The sequence below is a fragment of the Rhizobium sp. L9 genome, from assembly GCF_002531885.1.
In the GTDB taxonomy this organism is placed as follows: domain Bacteria; phylum Pseudomonadota; class Alphaproteobacteria; order Rhizobiales; family Rhizobiaceae; genus Rhizobium.
This window is the reverse complement of record NZ_NWSZ01000006.1, coordinates 137,742-151,795: the sequence shown is the minus strand read 5'-3', so window position 1 is coordinate 151,795 and position 14,054 is coordinate 137,742. Positions and strand designations below refer to the sequence as shown.

Sequence of the window (14,054 nt, the reverse complement as noted above, 5' to 3'; positions counted from 1 at the left end):
CTCTTTAGCGGCACTCGGGATATTGATGGGCAATGCATGGGAATTGCGCGTGGCACACGCGTTCGGCGGCATTGCGCACGAAGTGGGCAGCCTCCATCTATGGAAAGGTCCAAGACAGGCCCCGCCGCAGGCCCTTCGACATCGCCGCGGCCGCTCATTTTGAAAATTCTGGAGACAGACTGATGTCCATTTCGATCTATCGCCTTACCGTTCCGATGTTCCAGCGCGGCCTCGCCAGCCTGAAGACCTATCTCGATAAGGCTGAAGCCTATGCGAAGGAAAAGAATATCGATCCCGCGATACTCGTCTCCGCCCGCCTTGCGCCCGACATGCTGCCGCTCGCCGGCCAATATCAGCGGGCCAGCGACAGCGCCAAGTTCACGCTCGCTCGCCTGACCGCAACCGACGCGCCAAAGTTCGAGGATAACGAGACGACGATCGAGCATTTGCGCGAGCGCCTGGCAAAGACAGAAGCCTATCTCGCCGGATTCTCGGCGCAAGCCCTGGAGGGCGCGGAAAGCCGACAGATCACTCTGCCGGGCAAGAGCGGCATCGTGCTGCCGGGTGACGAATATGTCACCACCTTCGCCCTGCCGAACTTCTACTTTCACGTCGCCACCGCCCACGCCATCCTGCGCAACCAGGGCGCACCGATCGGCAAGCGCGACTATCTGGGCTGATTCAAGGCAATTCCGGCAAAGCGCACAGCGGGTCTTGCTGGACGTAAAAAATAAAGCGAGCGTTGCCTCCATTCGAAGAAGACGGAAACGCTCTACCGGGGTCGGTGCGTCACCGGCCCCTTTTCCGTCAGCTCGGTATAGGCAAGCGTCTGGTCGAGATGCCGTGCTCTCAGCGAGAGCAACTTCTCGGCATATTCAAGCCGGATCGCCGCATAGGCCGGATCAGTCGCGACATCGTCGAGCTCCATCGGATCATTGCTGAGATCGAAGAGCAGCGGCGGCAGTGCGGCAAAATGCACATATTTGAACCGATCGTCGCGGATCACGGCGAGGTTGCATTGGTTCGGCCCCAGCCCGAAATGCCGCTCCGCCTCGCCCTTGGCGATGTCGCGGAAATCGAATTCCCAGAATATCGCGTCGCGCCAGCCTTCGACGACCTCGCCCGTGATGAACGGCATCAGCGACCGACCGTCGAGGCCGTTCTTCGGCTCGATGCCGAGCCTTACGCACAAGGTGGGAAAAATATCCGCAGCGCTGGTGAAATCGTCAACGATCCTGCCGGCCGCAGCGTTTGCGGGATCGCGGATGATCAACGGGATATGGTAGCTTCCATCGAAGAAGCCACCCTTGCCGAGCGTCCAGTGATCTCCCGCCATCTCGGCGTGGTCCGAGGTGAAGACGACGAGCGTATTCTCCCAAGCGCCCGCATCCTTCAGCGCCTGCCAGATCCGGCCGAGCTGCGCATCGACCTCTGAGATCATCCCGTAATAAATTGCCCGGATCGCCGCGAAGTCCTCGCTGCTCCAGGCGCTGAGCGGCCCTTGCGCCCCGTGAATGAAGCTGCCCTTGTCGGTGAGCGGCATGGCATGGGAGAGATAGGGATGAGCTTCCTGTTCCGCTTCGCGGTTTTCCGCACGCGCAAAGGCCGGCCCGTCATCCGGCTTGTACATCCGGTTGAACGGCGCCGGCACTGAGAATGGCGGGTGCGGACGCAAGAAGGAGACATGCGCAAACCACGGCCGGTCCTGTTCGCCCATCCAGCGAATGAACTCGCCGGCCAGGAAGGCGGTCTGGGTCTCATCGCTGGAATAGGCTGGTGCAGCATCGGAAATTTCGCCGGCTCGCGCACCGACGGGAATGTGGATGTCGCGGCTGACGGCATTTGCATGGCTACGTGACCTGAGCCATGAGAGCCATTGCCGCTCATGCTCGGGCAGGAGTTGGCGAGCGGTAAAACCCGGCAACACGCATTCGTAGGTGGTCAGATGCGGGTCAGCCGCATCCATGCCGCGCGGATCGGGCGCCGTGTCGGTATAGCCGAACAGCGTTGGGTCGTATCCCGCCCGCCGGGCCGCCAGCGCCAGATTGTCGAAGCGAGCGTCGAGCGGCGAACCATTGCGGCAGACGCGGTGGTTCATCTGATAAAGGCCGGTATAAAGCGTGGCCCGGGCCGGAGAGCAGGGGGCGGCCCCGGCATAATGCTGCCGGAAGAGCGTGCCTTCGCGCGCCAGTGCATCGATGTGAGGTGTTTTCACACAAGTATGACCGACCGCCGACAGGCAGTCGCCACGCCATTGGTCCGCGGTAATCAGCAGAATATTGGGCCGGCGGAGCTTTTCAAGGCTTTTTGGCTCAATGCTGCTTGGCTCAATGCTGGTTGGATTTTGCATGCCAATTCCAGGCGGAGCGGATGATCTCGGACAGATCATATTGCGGCACCCAGCCGAGCACGTCGCGCGCCTTGTCGTTGTTGGCGACCAGCGTATGCGAATCCCCTTCGCGCCGGCCGATATATTCGACAGGGAAGGGTCGGTTCGACACGTCCTCGATCGCGCCCAGCAATTCCCTGACCGTCGTACCCGTGCCGGTGCCGAGGTTGAGCGCGACGGAATCGCCGCCCCTCAGCAGATATTCGACGGCGCGCACATGCGCGTCGGCAAGATCGAGCACATGGATGTAGTCGCGCACGCAGGTGCCGTCGCGCGTCTCGTAGTCGCTACCGAACACCTTGAAGCCCTGGCGACGGCCGAGTGCGGCGTCGATCGCCAAGGGAATCGCATGCGTTTCCGGCTGGTGCCACTCGCCGATCCGACCTTCGAAATCAGCACCGGCCGCATTGAAATAACGCAGCACCACCGAGCGCAGGCCCTTGTACTGGTCGTAATCGGCAAGCGCCTGTTCGACGATATATTTCGTCCGCCCATACGGGTTGATCGGCACCTGCCGGTGCGTCTCGTCGAGCGGTACGCTCTGTGGCAGGCCATAGGTGGCGCAGGTGGAGGAGAAGACGAAGGCGTTGACGCCGGCAGCCTGCGCCGCCGAAAGCAGCGTCAAGGTGCCGATCACATTATTTTCATAGAATGAAACCGGATCCTTGACCGATTCGCCGACCTCGATCAGCGCCGCGAAGTGAAGGATTGCCGCCGGCTTGTGCTTGGCCAGCACCTCGTCCAGCCGAGCACGATCGCGAATGTCGCCCTCTTCCGCCGGCCCCCATTTGACGAACTCGCGATGGCCGTTCGAAAAATTATCGAAGACGACAGGCCTATAGCCCTTGTTCGCCAGGTCGAGGCACGTATGCGAGCCGATATAACCGGCGCCGCCGACCACAAGAATCGTTTCACCTGCCATGCACCACCCTTAATTATCAGTGAGAGATGGAAGAAACCTAGACGAGATACGCGTCAATAAAAAGAAGGAACTTCGATCGGCGCGAGCGAACAATACGTCAAATGCCGAAACCGGCGGTATTGCGATTTGGCCGAAACGGGGAAGTCGATCAATTATTCGCGTGATTTGCATGACCGCTCGATTTAAGCGGCTTGTACCATCGGGCGATGCTCAACGATCCGCGACAGACAGCAAGGAGAACGGGAATGAGGAAGGCATTGATCGTCTGGGGCGGCTGGCAGGGCCATGAGCCGGAACAATGCGCCCATATCGTCGCCGATCTCCTGCGCGAGGACGACTTCGCCGTGGAGGTGACCGGCGATCTCGGCATATTCGGATCTCCGATCCTGGCCAAGGCGGATTTGCTGGTCCCCATCATCACCGGCGGAACGCTGGAAAAGCCCCATGCTAGCGCCCTGGTCGAGGCTGTACGTGGAGGTCTCGGACTAGCCGGCCATCACGGCGCACTCGCCACCTCCTTCAAGGAAAGCGCGCCTTTCCGCTACGTCTCCGGCGTCACCTGGGTCGCCCATCCCGGCAACATCATCGATTTCCGTGTCGCCGTCACCCGCCAGGACGATCCCGTCATGGAGGGCATTCCCGATTTCGACTACCGTTCGGAGCAATATTATCTGCATTACGATCCGACGGTCGAAATCCTTGCGACCACCACTTTCACCGGCGCCTACGATCCGGCGGCGCGCAATGTGGTGATGCCCGTCGTCTTCAAACGCCATTTCGGCGCCGGCCGCATCTTCTATTCCGCACTCGGCCATGTCGCCGCCGAGTTCGACCATCCCTTTATGCCACTCATCCTGCGGCGCGGCCTCGGCTGGGCCGCCCGCCAGTAGTATCAGGATGACACATTGCTGCATCCGGGCGGGATGAGTGCTTCAATTCGACTGGAAAAGGTTTTAACGCGCCGCTTTCAGCTGAAGGCCGTTCTCGACGGCGGGGACCGCCCCGTCATAGACCCGCATCAGCCGTCCGGCCGCCTTCAGTTTCTCGATAAGGTCATTTCCGTCGGGCGAGGCTTTGGTCAATTCCAGTTGCTCGAATTCCTTGAGCGCCTGCATCCAGTGGCTTTCCCCGCGCCCCTCCGGCCGACCTTCCGATTCCCACAGCGAATAAGCGCGCTGGCTGACCCAGGCGTCCCGATTGTGACTCATAACAAACCCCAGCCGAAAAATTTGGAAGCAAATTTCGATAGCCGACAAGGTGCCAGAGTTGGCTTTAGGAGTGGTTACGAGGCAACATTAGTTTTTAGATAATGCGAAGAGATGCGGATACTTAGGCCCTGATAAAGTAATAGGAACCGGCGGCAGAATTGCCGCACGTATCGTGCTGCGGCCCTTGCCAATACGGCAAAGGCCGGAGCACTGGAGGCAATCAACGGCGTTCCCGTTTGCGACGCCAGGGTGCATCCTTCTGCCAGTCGCCGGCCATGATGCTTCCATACGGAACGACCTCGTCGACTACCTCGGCCAGACCGTAGTGCTCGATCTGCGCACGCACATTGGCGGCGGACTTGTAGGCGCTCGGCAGTTCCGAGACGTCGGCAAAGCCTGAGAAGAAGCGAACGTCCAGACCCGCCGTCTCCTTTTCCATGATCGCCGCCATGTTGTTCGGGCTCAAGCCGCGGGCATCCGCGCCATATTCTTCCGCCAGGCGCCTGATATGGGCGCTGCGCGAAAAATTTCGGCCGGCGCCGTGTGGCGAGAAGCCGAGGCCATGGGCGGCGTTTGAGCCGCGGACGATCAGGATCGGTTCCGCCATGTTCAGCGGAATGATCGTCAGATCGGTCGCATCCTCAGCCCATTTGTCGAAGGCCGGCGTCGCTCCCTTGCCGTGATAGAAGAGGCCGTCCGATTTCCGGAAAACGAAATTGTGCTCGTTCCAGAAACGATCGGCCACCTTCGCCGAGAGTGCCTTTGCCGCCATGTCATGCACGACATAATGGTTTTCCCTCGTCCACTGCCGGATGGCCTGCAGAGCCGACCAGTAGAGGTCGCCCTCTTCGGTGTCGGCGGGAATCCACGCATTGTGCCGCAGGGTTTCCGGCGAGATCTGCTCGCGAAAGCGGTTCGCGGCCTTCATGCCCTTTTCGTAGAGCCGGGCACCCGGTGCACGCGACCCGTGATGGGTGACGAGCGCGGTCTCGCCGGTCGATTTCATCGTTCCGACAAAAGCAAAATGATTGCCGTCGCCCTGCGTGCCGAAATGCTCGATGCCGGCACTGAGCGCCCCGTCCCGCAGGAACGGGTTCTGCTGGAAGGCCGACAGCGTCGCTTCGGAAGGCTTGATCTGCGCGCCGCGCGGACGGCCCCCGGGACCAAAATGCGTCACCGCGTGCACGGCATCGAGAAGCGATTTCGGATCGACATCCGGAAAGATCGAGATTGCCATGGAGCAGCAGATGTCCGCCGAGTGCATGCCCGGATGGATCGCCTCGGATGCCACGACACCGCCAACCGGAATGGTGCCGACCGGCCCGGCCGGGCAGGCGTCCGGCATGATCGCCGCAGCCCGGACGACCGGCGTGCGTACCAGCGCCCGCATCGTAGCATTGACCTTTTCGACATTGTCCTGCTCGAAGGCGTTCTCGGCGCGGATGTTGGAATAGATCTCGATATCGTTATCCGATCTCAGGGCGAGCGTCGGCCCCGGCTGAAAAGCCCTTGCTGCTTCAAGCGCCTCCGCGGCCGAACCGCCCTGGCTCAAAACCCTGTTGGCCGCATCGAGAGCCGGACGAAACCACTTGCCCTGGCTCATGCCTGCGTCGATCAGATCCTGTCCGCTCATTATCTCGGTCATCTTCTTTTCTGCGTCTGCAGTCCTTCTTCTTGGTTACGTTTCATGCTCGCCTGGGCGACGATTTTCCCGGACGGCGAGGCATTTTTGCAGCGGCGACAAAGGTGGACGAAACCGAGTGGCCCCGCTCGTGCCAGAGAGCGCCGCCGGGTCAGGAGTCGAACCTGTCAGGCCACCTCGATACGGAGGCTGTAGTTTCGTCCGGCATTCGCCGCTGCAATTCTCGTCATGGCGACAAGTCCTGAGGAAACATCTTGCGCATCCTTCTCCCTTTCGGGATTCGGGCGACAAGGCGGGCCTTGAACCCGCGCCCAGGGTTACCGATGTAGTTTCCCCGGCATTCGCCATGTCTTTTACATGTCTTTCGATTGGTCCGTGACGACGAGATGTGGTGGAACACCCGCTCTATCCGCTGAGCTACGGGTCCTTGTTTTCTGGGGGACCCGACGGGATTCGAACCCGCGACCTGGAGAGTGACAGTCTGTAGTTCCATCCGGCATTCGTCACGGTGCCTCGCGCCGTTCACTGGCGGCGCGAAGCAGTTTCAAAGATCGGTCGCCTCGATCCTGCGAACCCATTCGCCCGGACCGGACTTGCCGGCTGCGAAGCTGGTGATGGCTCCGTAGACGGCATCCGAGAAGCCGCCGATATTCAGCACGTCCTCTCCCGTTGCCGGCGTCTGGACGTAGGGCTGGATGTCGAGGCAGACCAGCTTCGCCGCCGGGTTCAGCCTCTTGATCCGCGCCCATTCAGCCATCATCGCGGTCGCCTGGCCCTGCCCCTGCGCATCCATCCAGGACTGGTTGTCCGAGACGAAGAGCACGAGGTCGACCGCCGCCTTCTCCTTTGCCAGCAGCCGCAGCGGCGCGGAGCAGTTCGTTCCGCCGCCGCCGACTGCCGCGAGCTTCGCCGCATTGGTCATCACGCTGTCACGCCCGTTCAGCTGGACGTTCACGACGTCCTGTTCGAACGGGATGATACGCGTCTGCCGGTTACGCCGCAGGAACGACGCAGCCACGAGTGCTGCGACATCGATGCAGCGGACGGTTGATGTCGCGCCCTTTCGGGAGCCGGTGACGGGGGACGACATGGAGCCGGAGACATCCGGGCAGACCACGATCTTCCCGCCGATCGTCGGCACGCTGGAGACTGCCACCTCCATCGCATCCTGCAGAGCATCCGCAACGACAGCCGGAACCGACCGGTTCGCCATATGCCACGCCACCATCAACTGATAGGGGAAGACACGCGCCTTGCGCACAGCTTCCGGATCGGCAATCCGCGCAGCAAGCCGTGCGGCCATGCCATTCACCTCGAACACGCCGTTTCGGGCAAAGGTGTTGAGGTTCTGGCGCACCATCTGCCACGAGCCCTTCAAGGCGATTTCCGACCACTGCTCCTTGCTCAGACAAAGCGAGGTCAACATCTGGAACGGCACGGGCGGCAGCGGCAAGCTGCTATCGCGCTTGAACGCTTCGAACGCCTTTACCTCCGCCGGCAATGCGGCGACATCATACGGCTTGCCGACTGCCCAGGCGTAGAGCGCCTGACGCTCCGCGTCTCGCGGCTTCGGATGTACCATCCGGATCACATCCGGCAGCGACGGATCATTGCCGACCATCGCATGCAGAAACTGTTCCGTCGTCACCCGGTCGAACCAGGCCTGCACCATCTTCTTCGGCCGCGATCCGAGCGATTTCCGGCCGGTCACACCCGACCGCATGACCTGCACGAAGCCGCGCAACATCTTGCCGCTCTTCACGACACGCGGAAACGCCGGCGCAAAGGCATCGCTTTCGAGGCCCGAAAGCATCGCCAGCAGCATGACCGGCATGTCCTTCATATGGCCCTTCTCCGCCGCGTAGACCGCGAGCTTTGCCAGGAATTCCGACTCGACCTCCGCGCCAAGGCGCATCACGGCATCGAGCTGTTCCCTGGCATCCGCATAGAACGTGTCGCTGAATGTGCCGGTGACGGCATATTGCGCCAGGGCTTCACGCGGCGAGAGAGCATAGGCTGCTGCGCCTTCGTGGTTGGTCGTCGTCTTGCCGGCGAGCAGCTTTCCGAAGTAGGATTTGAAGATTGCCTTGTTCACCATGGCAGCACCTCTTTGATTTGGTTCTGCCCAATACAATTCAAGTGGCGTGCCAGTTTCTAAAATCCGCGACAAGTTCCCACGAAATAGATCGTAAACCTTTGATTTCCTATGTAAAAAGTCATAAGAGAATTTCTGCCTTGCAAATTGCCAAGTTCGAGAAAGCGGGATAGTCTATCTCATGATATAGGATTTTATAATTTTGGATAAAAGATGAAGCGCCGAGTCGCCATCAGCATTCTTGGAACGACTCTCGACGTGGGCCGGCGTGAAGACCGATGGACGCGCTGGCGGCCGAACGTCGGCCTTTGCCAACAGGCCGGTCTCTTTATCGATCGGCTGGAATTGATCCACGACAACCATTCCGACTGGCTGGCCAAGACTGTGATCAGGGATATCGAGACGATTTCGCCCGCGACGGAGGTTCGCCAGCGCATCATCAATCTGCGGGACCCCTGGGACTTTTCCGAAGTCTATACGAGCCTCAGGGATTTTGCCCGGGACTACAGTTTCGATCCCGAGGCCGAAGACTATTTCGTCAACATCACCACCGGCACCCATGTCGCCCAGATCTGCTGGTTCCTCCTGACCGAAGCGCGCATCATCCCCGGCAGGCCCGACCGGCGCGGGAAAATCCCAGCTTGCCAAGCGCATCTACGAACTCAAGAGGGTCGAGCGAAAAGTCAGCGGTCCGTTCGTTGAGGTCAACTGCGCAACGCTCCGCGGCGATCACGCCATGTCGGCGCTTTTCGGCCATGTCAAAGGCGCCTTTACCGGCGCGGCAGGCGAACGGCCCGGCCTGCTGAAGTCGGCGGACAAGGGTGTGCTCTTTCTCGATGAGATCGGCGAACTCGGCCTGGATGAACAGGCCATGTGCCTGCGGGCGATCGAGGAGAAGCGCTTCCTGCCGGTCGGCGCGGACCGCGAAGTTTCCGCCGACTTCCAGCTTCTGGCGGGTACCAATCGCGATCTCGGTGAAGCCGTCCACCACGGTCAATTCCGCGAAGATCTCTTTGCCCGGCTCAATCTATGGACTTTCCAGCTGCCGGCGTTGCGCGAGCGCAAGGAAGATATCGAGCCCAATCTCGATTTCGAGCTTCGACGGTTCCTTGAACGTGAAGGGCAGAACGTGACGTTCAACAAAGAGGCGCGAAGCCGCTATCTCGCATTTGCAACCGGCTCGGAAGCTGTCTGGAGCGCGAACTTCCGCGACTTGTCCGCCTCCGTCACGCGCATGGCAACGCTCGCGCCTCAAGGCCGAATCACTGTCGAGGTAGTCGATGACGAGATCCGACGCCTGAAGGCAGCCTGGCGCGGCTCCTCGGGACGCCGGTCATCCGACGAGATCCTCATCGATCTGCTCGGCGAGGACGCCGTTAACAGCCTCGATCGTTTCGACGCCGTTCAACTCGCCGCCGTTCTTCACACCTGCCAGGAGCATGTCAGCGCCAGTGCCGCGGGCCGGGCACTGTTTGCAAACTCGCGGCTGGAAAAGAAGAGCAGCAACGACGCCGATCGGCTTGCCAAATATCTCGCGCGCTTTGATCTGAAATTCGAAGACGTAAGAAAATCCCGCTAGGCGGTGTCTCCTCATCAGACCTGGCCCTTGCGAACCATCGCAACCGGTCGTTGGGAGGCTGCCGCTTGAGTCCGTTCCGTACCTGTGTCTTCGGGATGTGCAAGAGAAAAACTGGAGCGGGCGAAGGGATTCGAACCCTCGACCCCAACCTTGGCAAGGTTGTGCTCTACCCCTGAGCTACACCCGCTCAATCCGCATCGGTCCGGGGTAGTCGTTGGACCGTGGGCGCCGCCTCGTGGCGACGGGCGCTATATGGCCTAACGGATTTTCAAATGCAACAGGGAAATGACGGAGAAGCGAAGAAAAATTTCGGTGTCCTGCGAGGCAGAGCGGAAAGGCCGCAAAACTGGGGGCAGAGCGTCGGTTGCGAAGATTGCCAAACATTGTGGACGGACTTAATCAGGACGCCTCGACTTTTCCTTATCTCCGTTCGATGGATTACCCGATGTCCGATAATACCTCCAAGACAAGAGAAGAATTGTTCGCCTTCCTCGACGGGCTCGGCATCGCCCATAAGACAGTGGATCATGCGCCTGTTTTCACCGTGGCCGAATCAGTTGCGTTGCGCGACGCGATCCCCGGCGGCCACACGAAGAATCTTTTCATCAAGGACAAGAAGGACAGGTATTTCCTGCTGACGGTGGAGGAGAATGCCGAGGTCGACCTCAAGCAGGTTCACACCATTATTGGCGGGTCCGGCCGGGTCTCCTTCGGCAGAGCGGAGAAGCTGATGGAGTATCTCGGTGTCATTCCGGGAGCGGTCACTGCCTTCGGCGCGATCAACGACATCGGCGGAAACGTCACTTTCGTGCTCGATGCCGATCTGATGGCCGAGGAAATCATCAACTGCCACCCGCTCTCCAACGATGCGACAACATCGATTGCGAGCGGCGACCTCATCCGTTTCATGGAAGCGACCGGACATAAGCCGCTTGTCTTGAAAGTGACGTCCTGACATACGATTTTAGCGCTACAATGACGCCGGCAGGATCGGCGCGGCGGGAGATACCTATGAGCGGCAGCAACAACCCCTATAACGGTTCCTTCGGAAATCAGATGTCGGCGACGGCAAGCTTCGGCGCTCAGCCGGAAGCGGCGGCTGCGGCCGGCAGCTACATCAGCGACACGACGACTGCGAATTTCGGCAAGGACGTCATTGAGGCGTCGCGCAAACAGCCGGTGCTGGTCGATTTCTGGGCACCGTGGTGCGGTCCCTGCAAGCAGCTGACGCCGGTCCTGGAGAAGGTGGTCAATGAGGCCAAGGGCCGCGTTCGACTGGTCAAGATGAACATCGACGACCATCCCTCGATTGCCGGTCAGCTCGGAATCCAGTCGATCCCCGCCGTCATTGCCTTCGTCAACGGCCGTCCGGCTGACGGCTTCATGGGTGCGGTGCCGGAAAGTCAGATCACTCAGTTCATCGACCGTATTGCCGGGCCTGCCGGTGCCGATGAGGCGGCCGAAATCGAAGCCGTGCTGACGGAAGCGGCGGAGCTGCTCGCTGCTGGCAACGTCAACGAGGCGGCGCAGCTTTACGGCGCGGTCATGCAGGCCGATCCGGAGAATGCCAAGGCGCTTGCCGGGATGGCCGAATGCATGATCGCCGCAAACCAGCATCAGCGGGCCCGCGAAACGCTGACTGATCTGCCCGAGGAGCTTGCGAAGGACGCCGGCATCCAGGCGGTGCTGAAGAAGCTCGACCAGATCGAGGAGGCGCGCAAGCTCGGCGATCCCGTCGCGCTCGAGCAGGAGCTGGCGACCAATCCCGACAATCACGAGGCGCGGCTGAAGCTCGCCAAGATCCTCAATGTCGAAGGCCGGCGCGAGGAAGCCGCCGAACATCTGCTTCACATCATGCGCAAGGATCGCGCCTTCGACGATGACGGCGCCCGCCGGCAACTGCTGCAGTTCTTCGAGGTCTGGGGTTTCAAGGATCCGGCGACGGTTGCCGCGCGGCGCAAGCTTTCGGCAATGCTGTTCTCTTAAGATGAACATCCGCCCTTGCGTTTTCGGGCGGGGGCACCACATTCTCGTCAGGACGGGCGCGCCCGTCCACCAGAATGCGGGACGGTTTCATGCAAGTCGGTAATGCCAGATACCTGAAGCCGGGCGATCTGCCTGATGCGATCGCCGTCTTCCCCCTGACCGGGGCCCTCCTCCTGCCCGCCGGGCAGCTTCCCCTCAACATCTTCGAGCCGCGTTATCTGGCGATGCTGGATGCAGCCCTTGCCGGAAACCGGCTGATCGGCATGGTCCAGCCGGCACTCGGCGAACATGAGGACAAGGGCGGCGAGCACAACCTTGCCGCCGTCGGCTGCCTCGGTCGCATCACCTCCTTTGCCGAGACCGGCGATGGGCGCTATATCGTGTCGCTGACCGGCGTCTGCCGCTTCCGGCTCCTGGAGGAGAAGGTGACCAGCGATCCCTTCCGCACCTTCCGCATCGCGCCCTTCATTGCCGATCTCTCGGCCGAGAACGAGGAGGAGGCGGTCGACCGTACGGCGCTTCTGACCGCTTTTAAGGCCTATCTCGATGCCAATAAGCTGGAGGCCGACTGGGAGAGCGTCGAGCGGGCCAGCAACCTGACGCTCGTCAATTCACTTGCCATGATGTCGCCGTTCGGGCCGGCTGAAAAACAGGCGCTCCTGGAGGCGCCGGACCTGAAGACGCGGGCCGAGACGCTGATCGCCATTACCGAAATCGTGCTGGCGCGGGTCTTCGGTGACTCCGATACGGTTCTGCAGTAAACTGCGGTCATGGACGAAAAACTGAGCCGCGTCGATCCGAAACTGCTGGAACTCCTGGTCTGTCCGCTCTCCAAGGGCCGGCTTTCCTATGATCGCGAACACAATGAGCTCGTCTCGGAAAAGGCGCAGCTTGCCTATCCGATCCGCGACGGCATTCCGATCATGCTGGTGTCCGAGGCCCGCCGCCTCGACGAATAGCCTCTCCGAATTCGGCTAAATCGTCTGGCCGGCCAGCAGCCGCGGATTATCCTTTGCCGCTGTTCCGGCCGCCTGGCTGATGAAGAAGGATTTGAGGCGCGGCAGCCGGTCGACGATGCCGAGACCGACATCGCGAGCGATACGGATCGGCATTGCGTCGTTGGAGAAGAGCCGGTTCAGCACGTCGGTCGTCACGCCCATACGGAAGGTGTCGAAGCGCCGCCAGGTCTGGTAGCGCTCGAGGATGTTGATCGAGCCGATATCGAGACCGAGGCGGTCGGCCTCGACGATCGTTTCGGCGAGCGCCGCAACGTCCTTGAAGCCGAGATTGAGGCCCTGTCCCGAGATTGGATGGATGCCGTGGGCGGCGTCGCCGGCCAGCGCCAGACGTGGAGCGACGAAGGCGCGGGCAAGCGTCAGGCCGAGCGGAAAGGCGCGTTTGTCGCCGATGACCTTGAGCGCCCCGAGCTTGTGGCCGAAGCGGCGTTCCAGTTCCTCCTCGAAGATCAGATCGTCGGCGGCGACCAGCCTGTCGGCATCATGCGTGCGTTCCGTCCAGACGAGCGAGGAGCGGTTGTTCCGGAGCGGCAGGATGGCGAAGGGGCCGGCCGGCAGAAAATGCTCTTCGGCACAGCCGTCATGCGGCCGCTCATGTTCGACGGTCGCGACAATGCCGGACTGCCCGTAGTCCCAGGTGACGGTCCTGATGCCGGCGAGATCGCGCAGCCTTGAGCGCACGCCGTCGCAGGCAACCACCAGCCGGGATTCCAGCGTGCTGCCGTCCGAAAGCGTGACGTCGACATGGCTGTCGTGGGTTTTGAATTCGGTCGCCCCAAGCCCGTGGCGGATGTCGATGCCGAGCCGCTGGCAGAGACCGCGCAGTGCTGCCACCATTGCAACGTTCGGGATCATGTGTGCGAAGGGCCGGCCTTCCTCCACTTCGCCGTCGAACGTCAGGAATACGGGACGGACCGGATCGGAGGTCCGGGAATCGGTGACGATCATCTTGGTGATCGGCTGCGCTTCAGGCTCTATCTCGTTCCAGATGCCGAAGACTTCGAGCATCTTTGAGGCCGCCGCGATGATGGCTGAAGCGCGCGTATCGTTTTTCCAGACATGCTCGGGGGCGGCCTCCACGACCGCGACGTTCAGATGGGGCGCTGCCTGCTTGACCGCGACCGCCGCAGAAAGGCCGACATACCCCCCGCCCACAACCAGCATATCCAGCATCGCGCCGCTCCCGTACCTTGTGCCTCAGATGTGATCTATATAGA

At 61.1% G+C, this 14,054-nt stretch carries 12 protein-coding genes, 1 tRNA gene and 1 pseudogene; 7 read left to right on the top strand and 7 right to left on the bottom strand.

Annotated features, from left to right (window positions below; all coding sequences use genetic code 11):
• Positions 1–182: 182 nt before the first annotated feature.
• Complete coding sequence (locus tag CO660_RS07705) at positions 183–680, top strand: DUF1993 domain-containing protein (protein ID WP_097598232.1); 498 nt, start codon at positions 183–185, stop codon at positions 678–680.
• A gap of 92 nt (positions 681–772) precedes the next feature.
• Here CO660_RS07705 and CO660_RS07700 read toward each other — a convergent pair whose 3' ends face one another.
• Together CO660_RS07700 and galE are read right to left on the bottom strand one after the other, a co-directional pair.
• Positions 773–2,350 carry an alkaline phosphatase family protein gene (locus CO660_RS07700; protein WP_097598231.1) on the bottom strand — a complete coding sequence of 526 codons (1,578 nt, stop codon included), beginning with the start codon at positions 2,348–2,350 and terminating at the stop codon, positions 773–775.
• Positions 2,328–3,311 (bottom strand): UDP-glucose 4-epimerase GalE, encoded by a 984-nt coding sequence (gene galE / locus CO660_RS07695; protein WP_097598230.1) that lies wholly within the window; start codon positions 3,309–3,311, stop codon positions 2,328–2,330. Before galE ends, CO660_RS07700 begins: the two co-directional genes overlap by 23 nt.
• A gap of 245 nt (positions 3,312–3,556) precedes the next feature.
• Between galE and CO660_RS07690 the strand changes: the two genes are divergently transcribed.
• A complete protein-coding gene (locus CO660_RS07690; RefSeq protein ID WP_097598229.1) occupies positions 3,557–4,201 on the top strand; it encodes a ThuA domain-containing protein in 645 nt (214 codons plus the stop codon).
• A 63-nt stretch (positions 4,202–4,264) separates the two neighbouring features.
• Here the strand turns inward: CO660_RS07690 and CO660_RS07685 are convergent, their stop codons facing one another.
• From CO660_RS07685 to CO660_RS07675, 3 genes are all read right to left on the bottom strand, one after another.
• A complete protein-coding gene (locus CO660_RS07685) occupies positions 4,265–4,519 on the bottom strand; it encodes a DUF2934 domain-containing protein (RefSeq protein WP_097598228.1) in 255 nt (84 codons plus the stop codon).
• Positions 4,520–4,739: 220 nt separating this feature from the next.
• Positions 4,740–6,152, bottom strand: coding sequence for an RtcB family protein (locus CO660_RS07680; RefSeq protein WP_097598326.1), 1,413 nt, complete (start codon positions 6,150–6,152; stop codon positions 4,740–4,742).
• Positions 6,153–6,705: 553 nt separating this feature from the next.
• On the bottom strand, positions 6,706–8,259 hold the full coding sequence (locus CO660_RS07675; RefSeq protein WP_097598227.1) for an RNA-binding protein: 1,554 nt from the start codon (positions 8,257–8,259) through the stop codon (positions 6,706–6,708).
• A 210-nt stretch (positions 8,260–8,469) separates the two neighbouring features.
• On the opposite strand from CO660_RS07675, the pseudogene CO660_RS07670 reads away from it, so the two are divergent.
• A pseudogene (locus tag CO660_RS07670) lies at positions 8,470–9,835 on the top strand (RNA repair transcriptional activator RtcR family protein).
• A 112-nt stretch (positions 9,836–9,947) separates the two neighbouring features.
• On the opposite strand, the gene CO660_RS07665 reads toward CO660_RS07670, so the two are convergent.
• Positions 9,948–10,022: transfer RNA gene (locus CO660_RS07665), tRNA-Gly, on the bottom strand.
• A gap of 258 nt (positions 10,023–10,280) precedes the next feature.
• On the opposite strand from CO660_RS07665, the gene CO660_RS07660 reads away from it, so the two are divergent.
• The 4 genes from CO660_RS07660 (at position 10,281) to CO660_RS07645 (ending at position 12,780) form a co-directional block, all read left to right on the top strand.
• Positions 10,281–10,790: a prolyl-tRNA synthetase associated domain-containing protein gene (locus tag CO660_RS07660; RefSeq protein WP_097598325.1), complete on the top strand. Its 510-nt coding sequence runs from the start codon at positions 10,281–10,283 to the stop codon at positions 10,788–10,790.
• 56 nt (positions 10,791–10,846) lie between these two features.
• On the top strand, positions 10,847–11,821 hold the full coding sequence (gene trxA / locus CO660_RS07655; protein WP_097598226.1) for a thioredoxin: 975 nt from the start codon (positions 10,847–10,849) through the stop codon (positions 11,819–11,821).
• Between the two features lie 74 nt (positions 11,822–11,895).
• A complete protein-coding gene (locus CO660_RS07650; RefSeq protein ID WP_176536246.1) occupies positions 11,896–12,582 on the top strand; it encodes an LON peptidase substrate-binding domain-containing protein in 687 nt (228 codons plus the stop codon).
• A 9-nt stretch (positions 12,583–12,591) separates the two neighbouring features.
• Entirely contained in the window at positions 12,592–12,780 is a 189-nt protein-coding gene (locus CO660_RS07645; protein ID WP_003567459.1) for a Trm112 family protein, read from the top strand.
• Positions 12,781–12,795: 15 nt separating this feature from the next.
• Here the strand turns inward: CO660_RS07645 and CO660_RS07640 are convergent, their stop codons facing one another.
• Positions 12,796–14,010, bottom strand: a complete 1,215-nt coding sequence (locus CO660_RS07640) for a ubiquinone biosynthesis hydroxylase (RefSeq protein ID WP_097598225.1) — start codon at positions 14,008–14,010, stop codon at positions 12,796–12,798.
• Positions 14,011–14,054 lie beyond the last annotated feature (44 nt).

Excerpts from the sequence above, each read along its gene's own strand:
- CO660_RS07705 (WP_097598232.1), top strand. The coding sequence starts at position 183 with ATGTCCATTTCGATCTATCGCCTTACCGTTCCGATGTTCCAGCGCGGC.
- CO660_RS07700 (WP_097598231.1), bottom strand. The coding sequence starts at position 2,350 with ATGCAAAATCCAACCAGCATTGAGCCAAGCAGCATTGAGCCAAAAAGC.
- galE (WP_097598230.1), bottom strand. The coding sequence starts at position 3,311 with ATGGCAGGTGAAACGATTCTTGTGGTCGGCGGCGCCGGTTATATCGGC.
- CO660_RS07690 (WP_097598229.1), top strand. The coding sequence starts at position 3,557 with ATGAGGAAGGCATTGATCGTCTGGGGCGGCTGGCAGGGCCATGAGCCG.
- CO660_RS07685 (WP_097598228.1), bottom strand. The coding sequence starts at position 4,519 with ATGAGTCACAATCGGGACGCCTGGGTCAGCCAGCGCGCTTATTCGCTG.
- CO660_RS07680 (WP_097598326.1), bottom strand. The coding sequence starts at position 6,152 with ATGAGCGGACAGGATCTGATCGACGCAGGCATGAGCCAGGGCAAGTGG.
- CO660_RS07675 (WP_097598227.1), bottom strand. The coding sequence starts at position 8,259 with ATGGTGAACAAGGCAATCTTCAAATCCTACTTCGGAAAGCTGCTCGCC.
- CO660_RS07660 (WP_097598325.1), top strand. The coding sequence starts at position 10,281 with ATGTCCGATAATACCTCCAAGACAAGAGAAGAATTGTTCGCCTTCCTC.
- trxA (WP_097598226.1), top strand. The coding sequence starts at position 10,847 with ATGAGCGGCAGCAACAACCCCTATAACGGTTCCTTCGGAAATCAGATG.
- CO660_RS07650 (WP_176536246.1), top strand. The coding sequence starts at position 11,896 with ATGCGGGACGGTTTCATGCAAGTCGGTAATGCCAGATACCTGAAGCCG.
- CO660_RS07645 (WP_003567459.1), top strand. The coding sequence starts at position 12,592 with ATGGACGAAAAACTGAGCCGCGTCGATCCGAAACTGCTGGAACTCCTG.
- CO660_RS07640 (WP_097598225.1), bottom strand. The coding sequence starts at position 14,010 with ATGCTGGATATGCTGGTTGTGGGCGGGGGGTATGTCGGCCTTTCTGCG.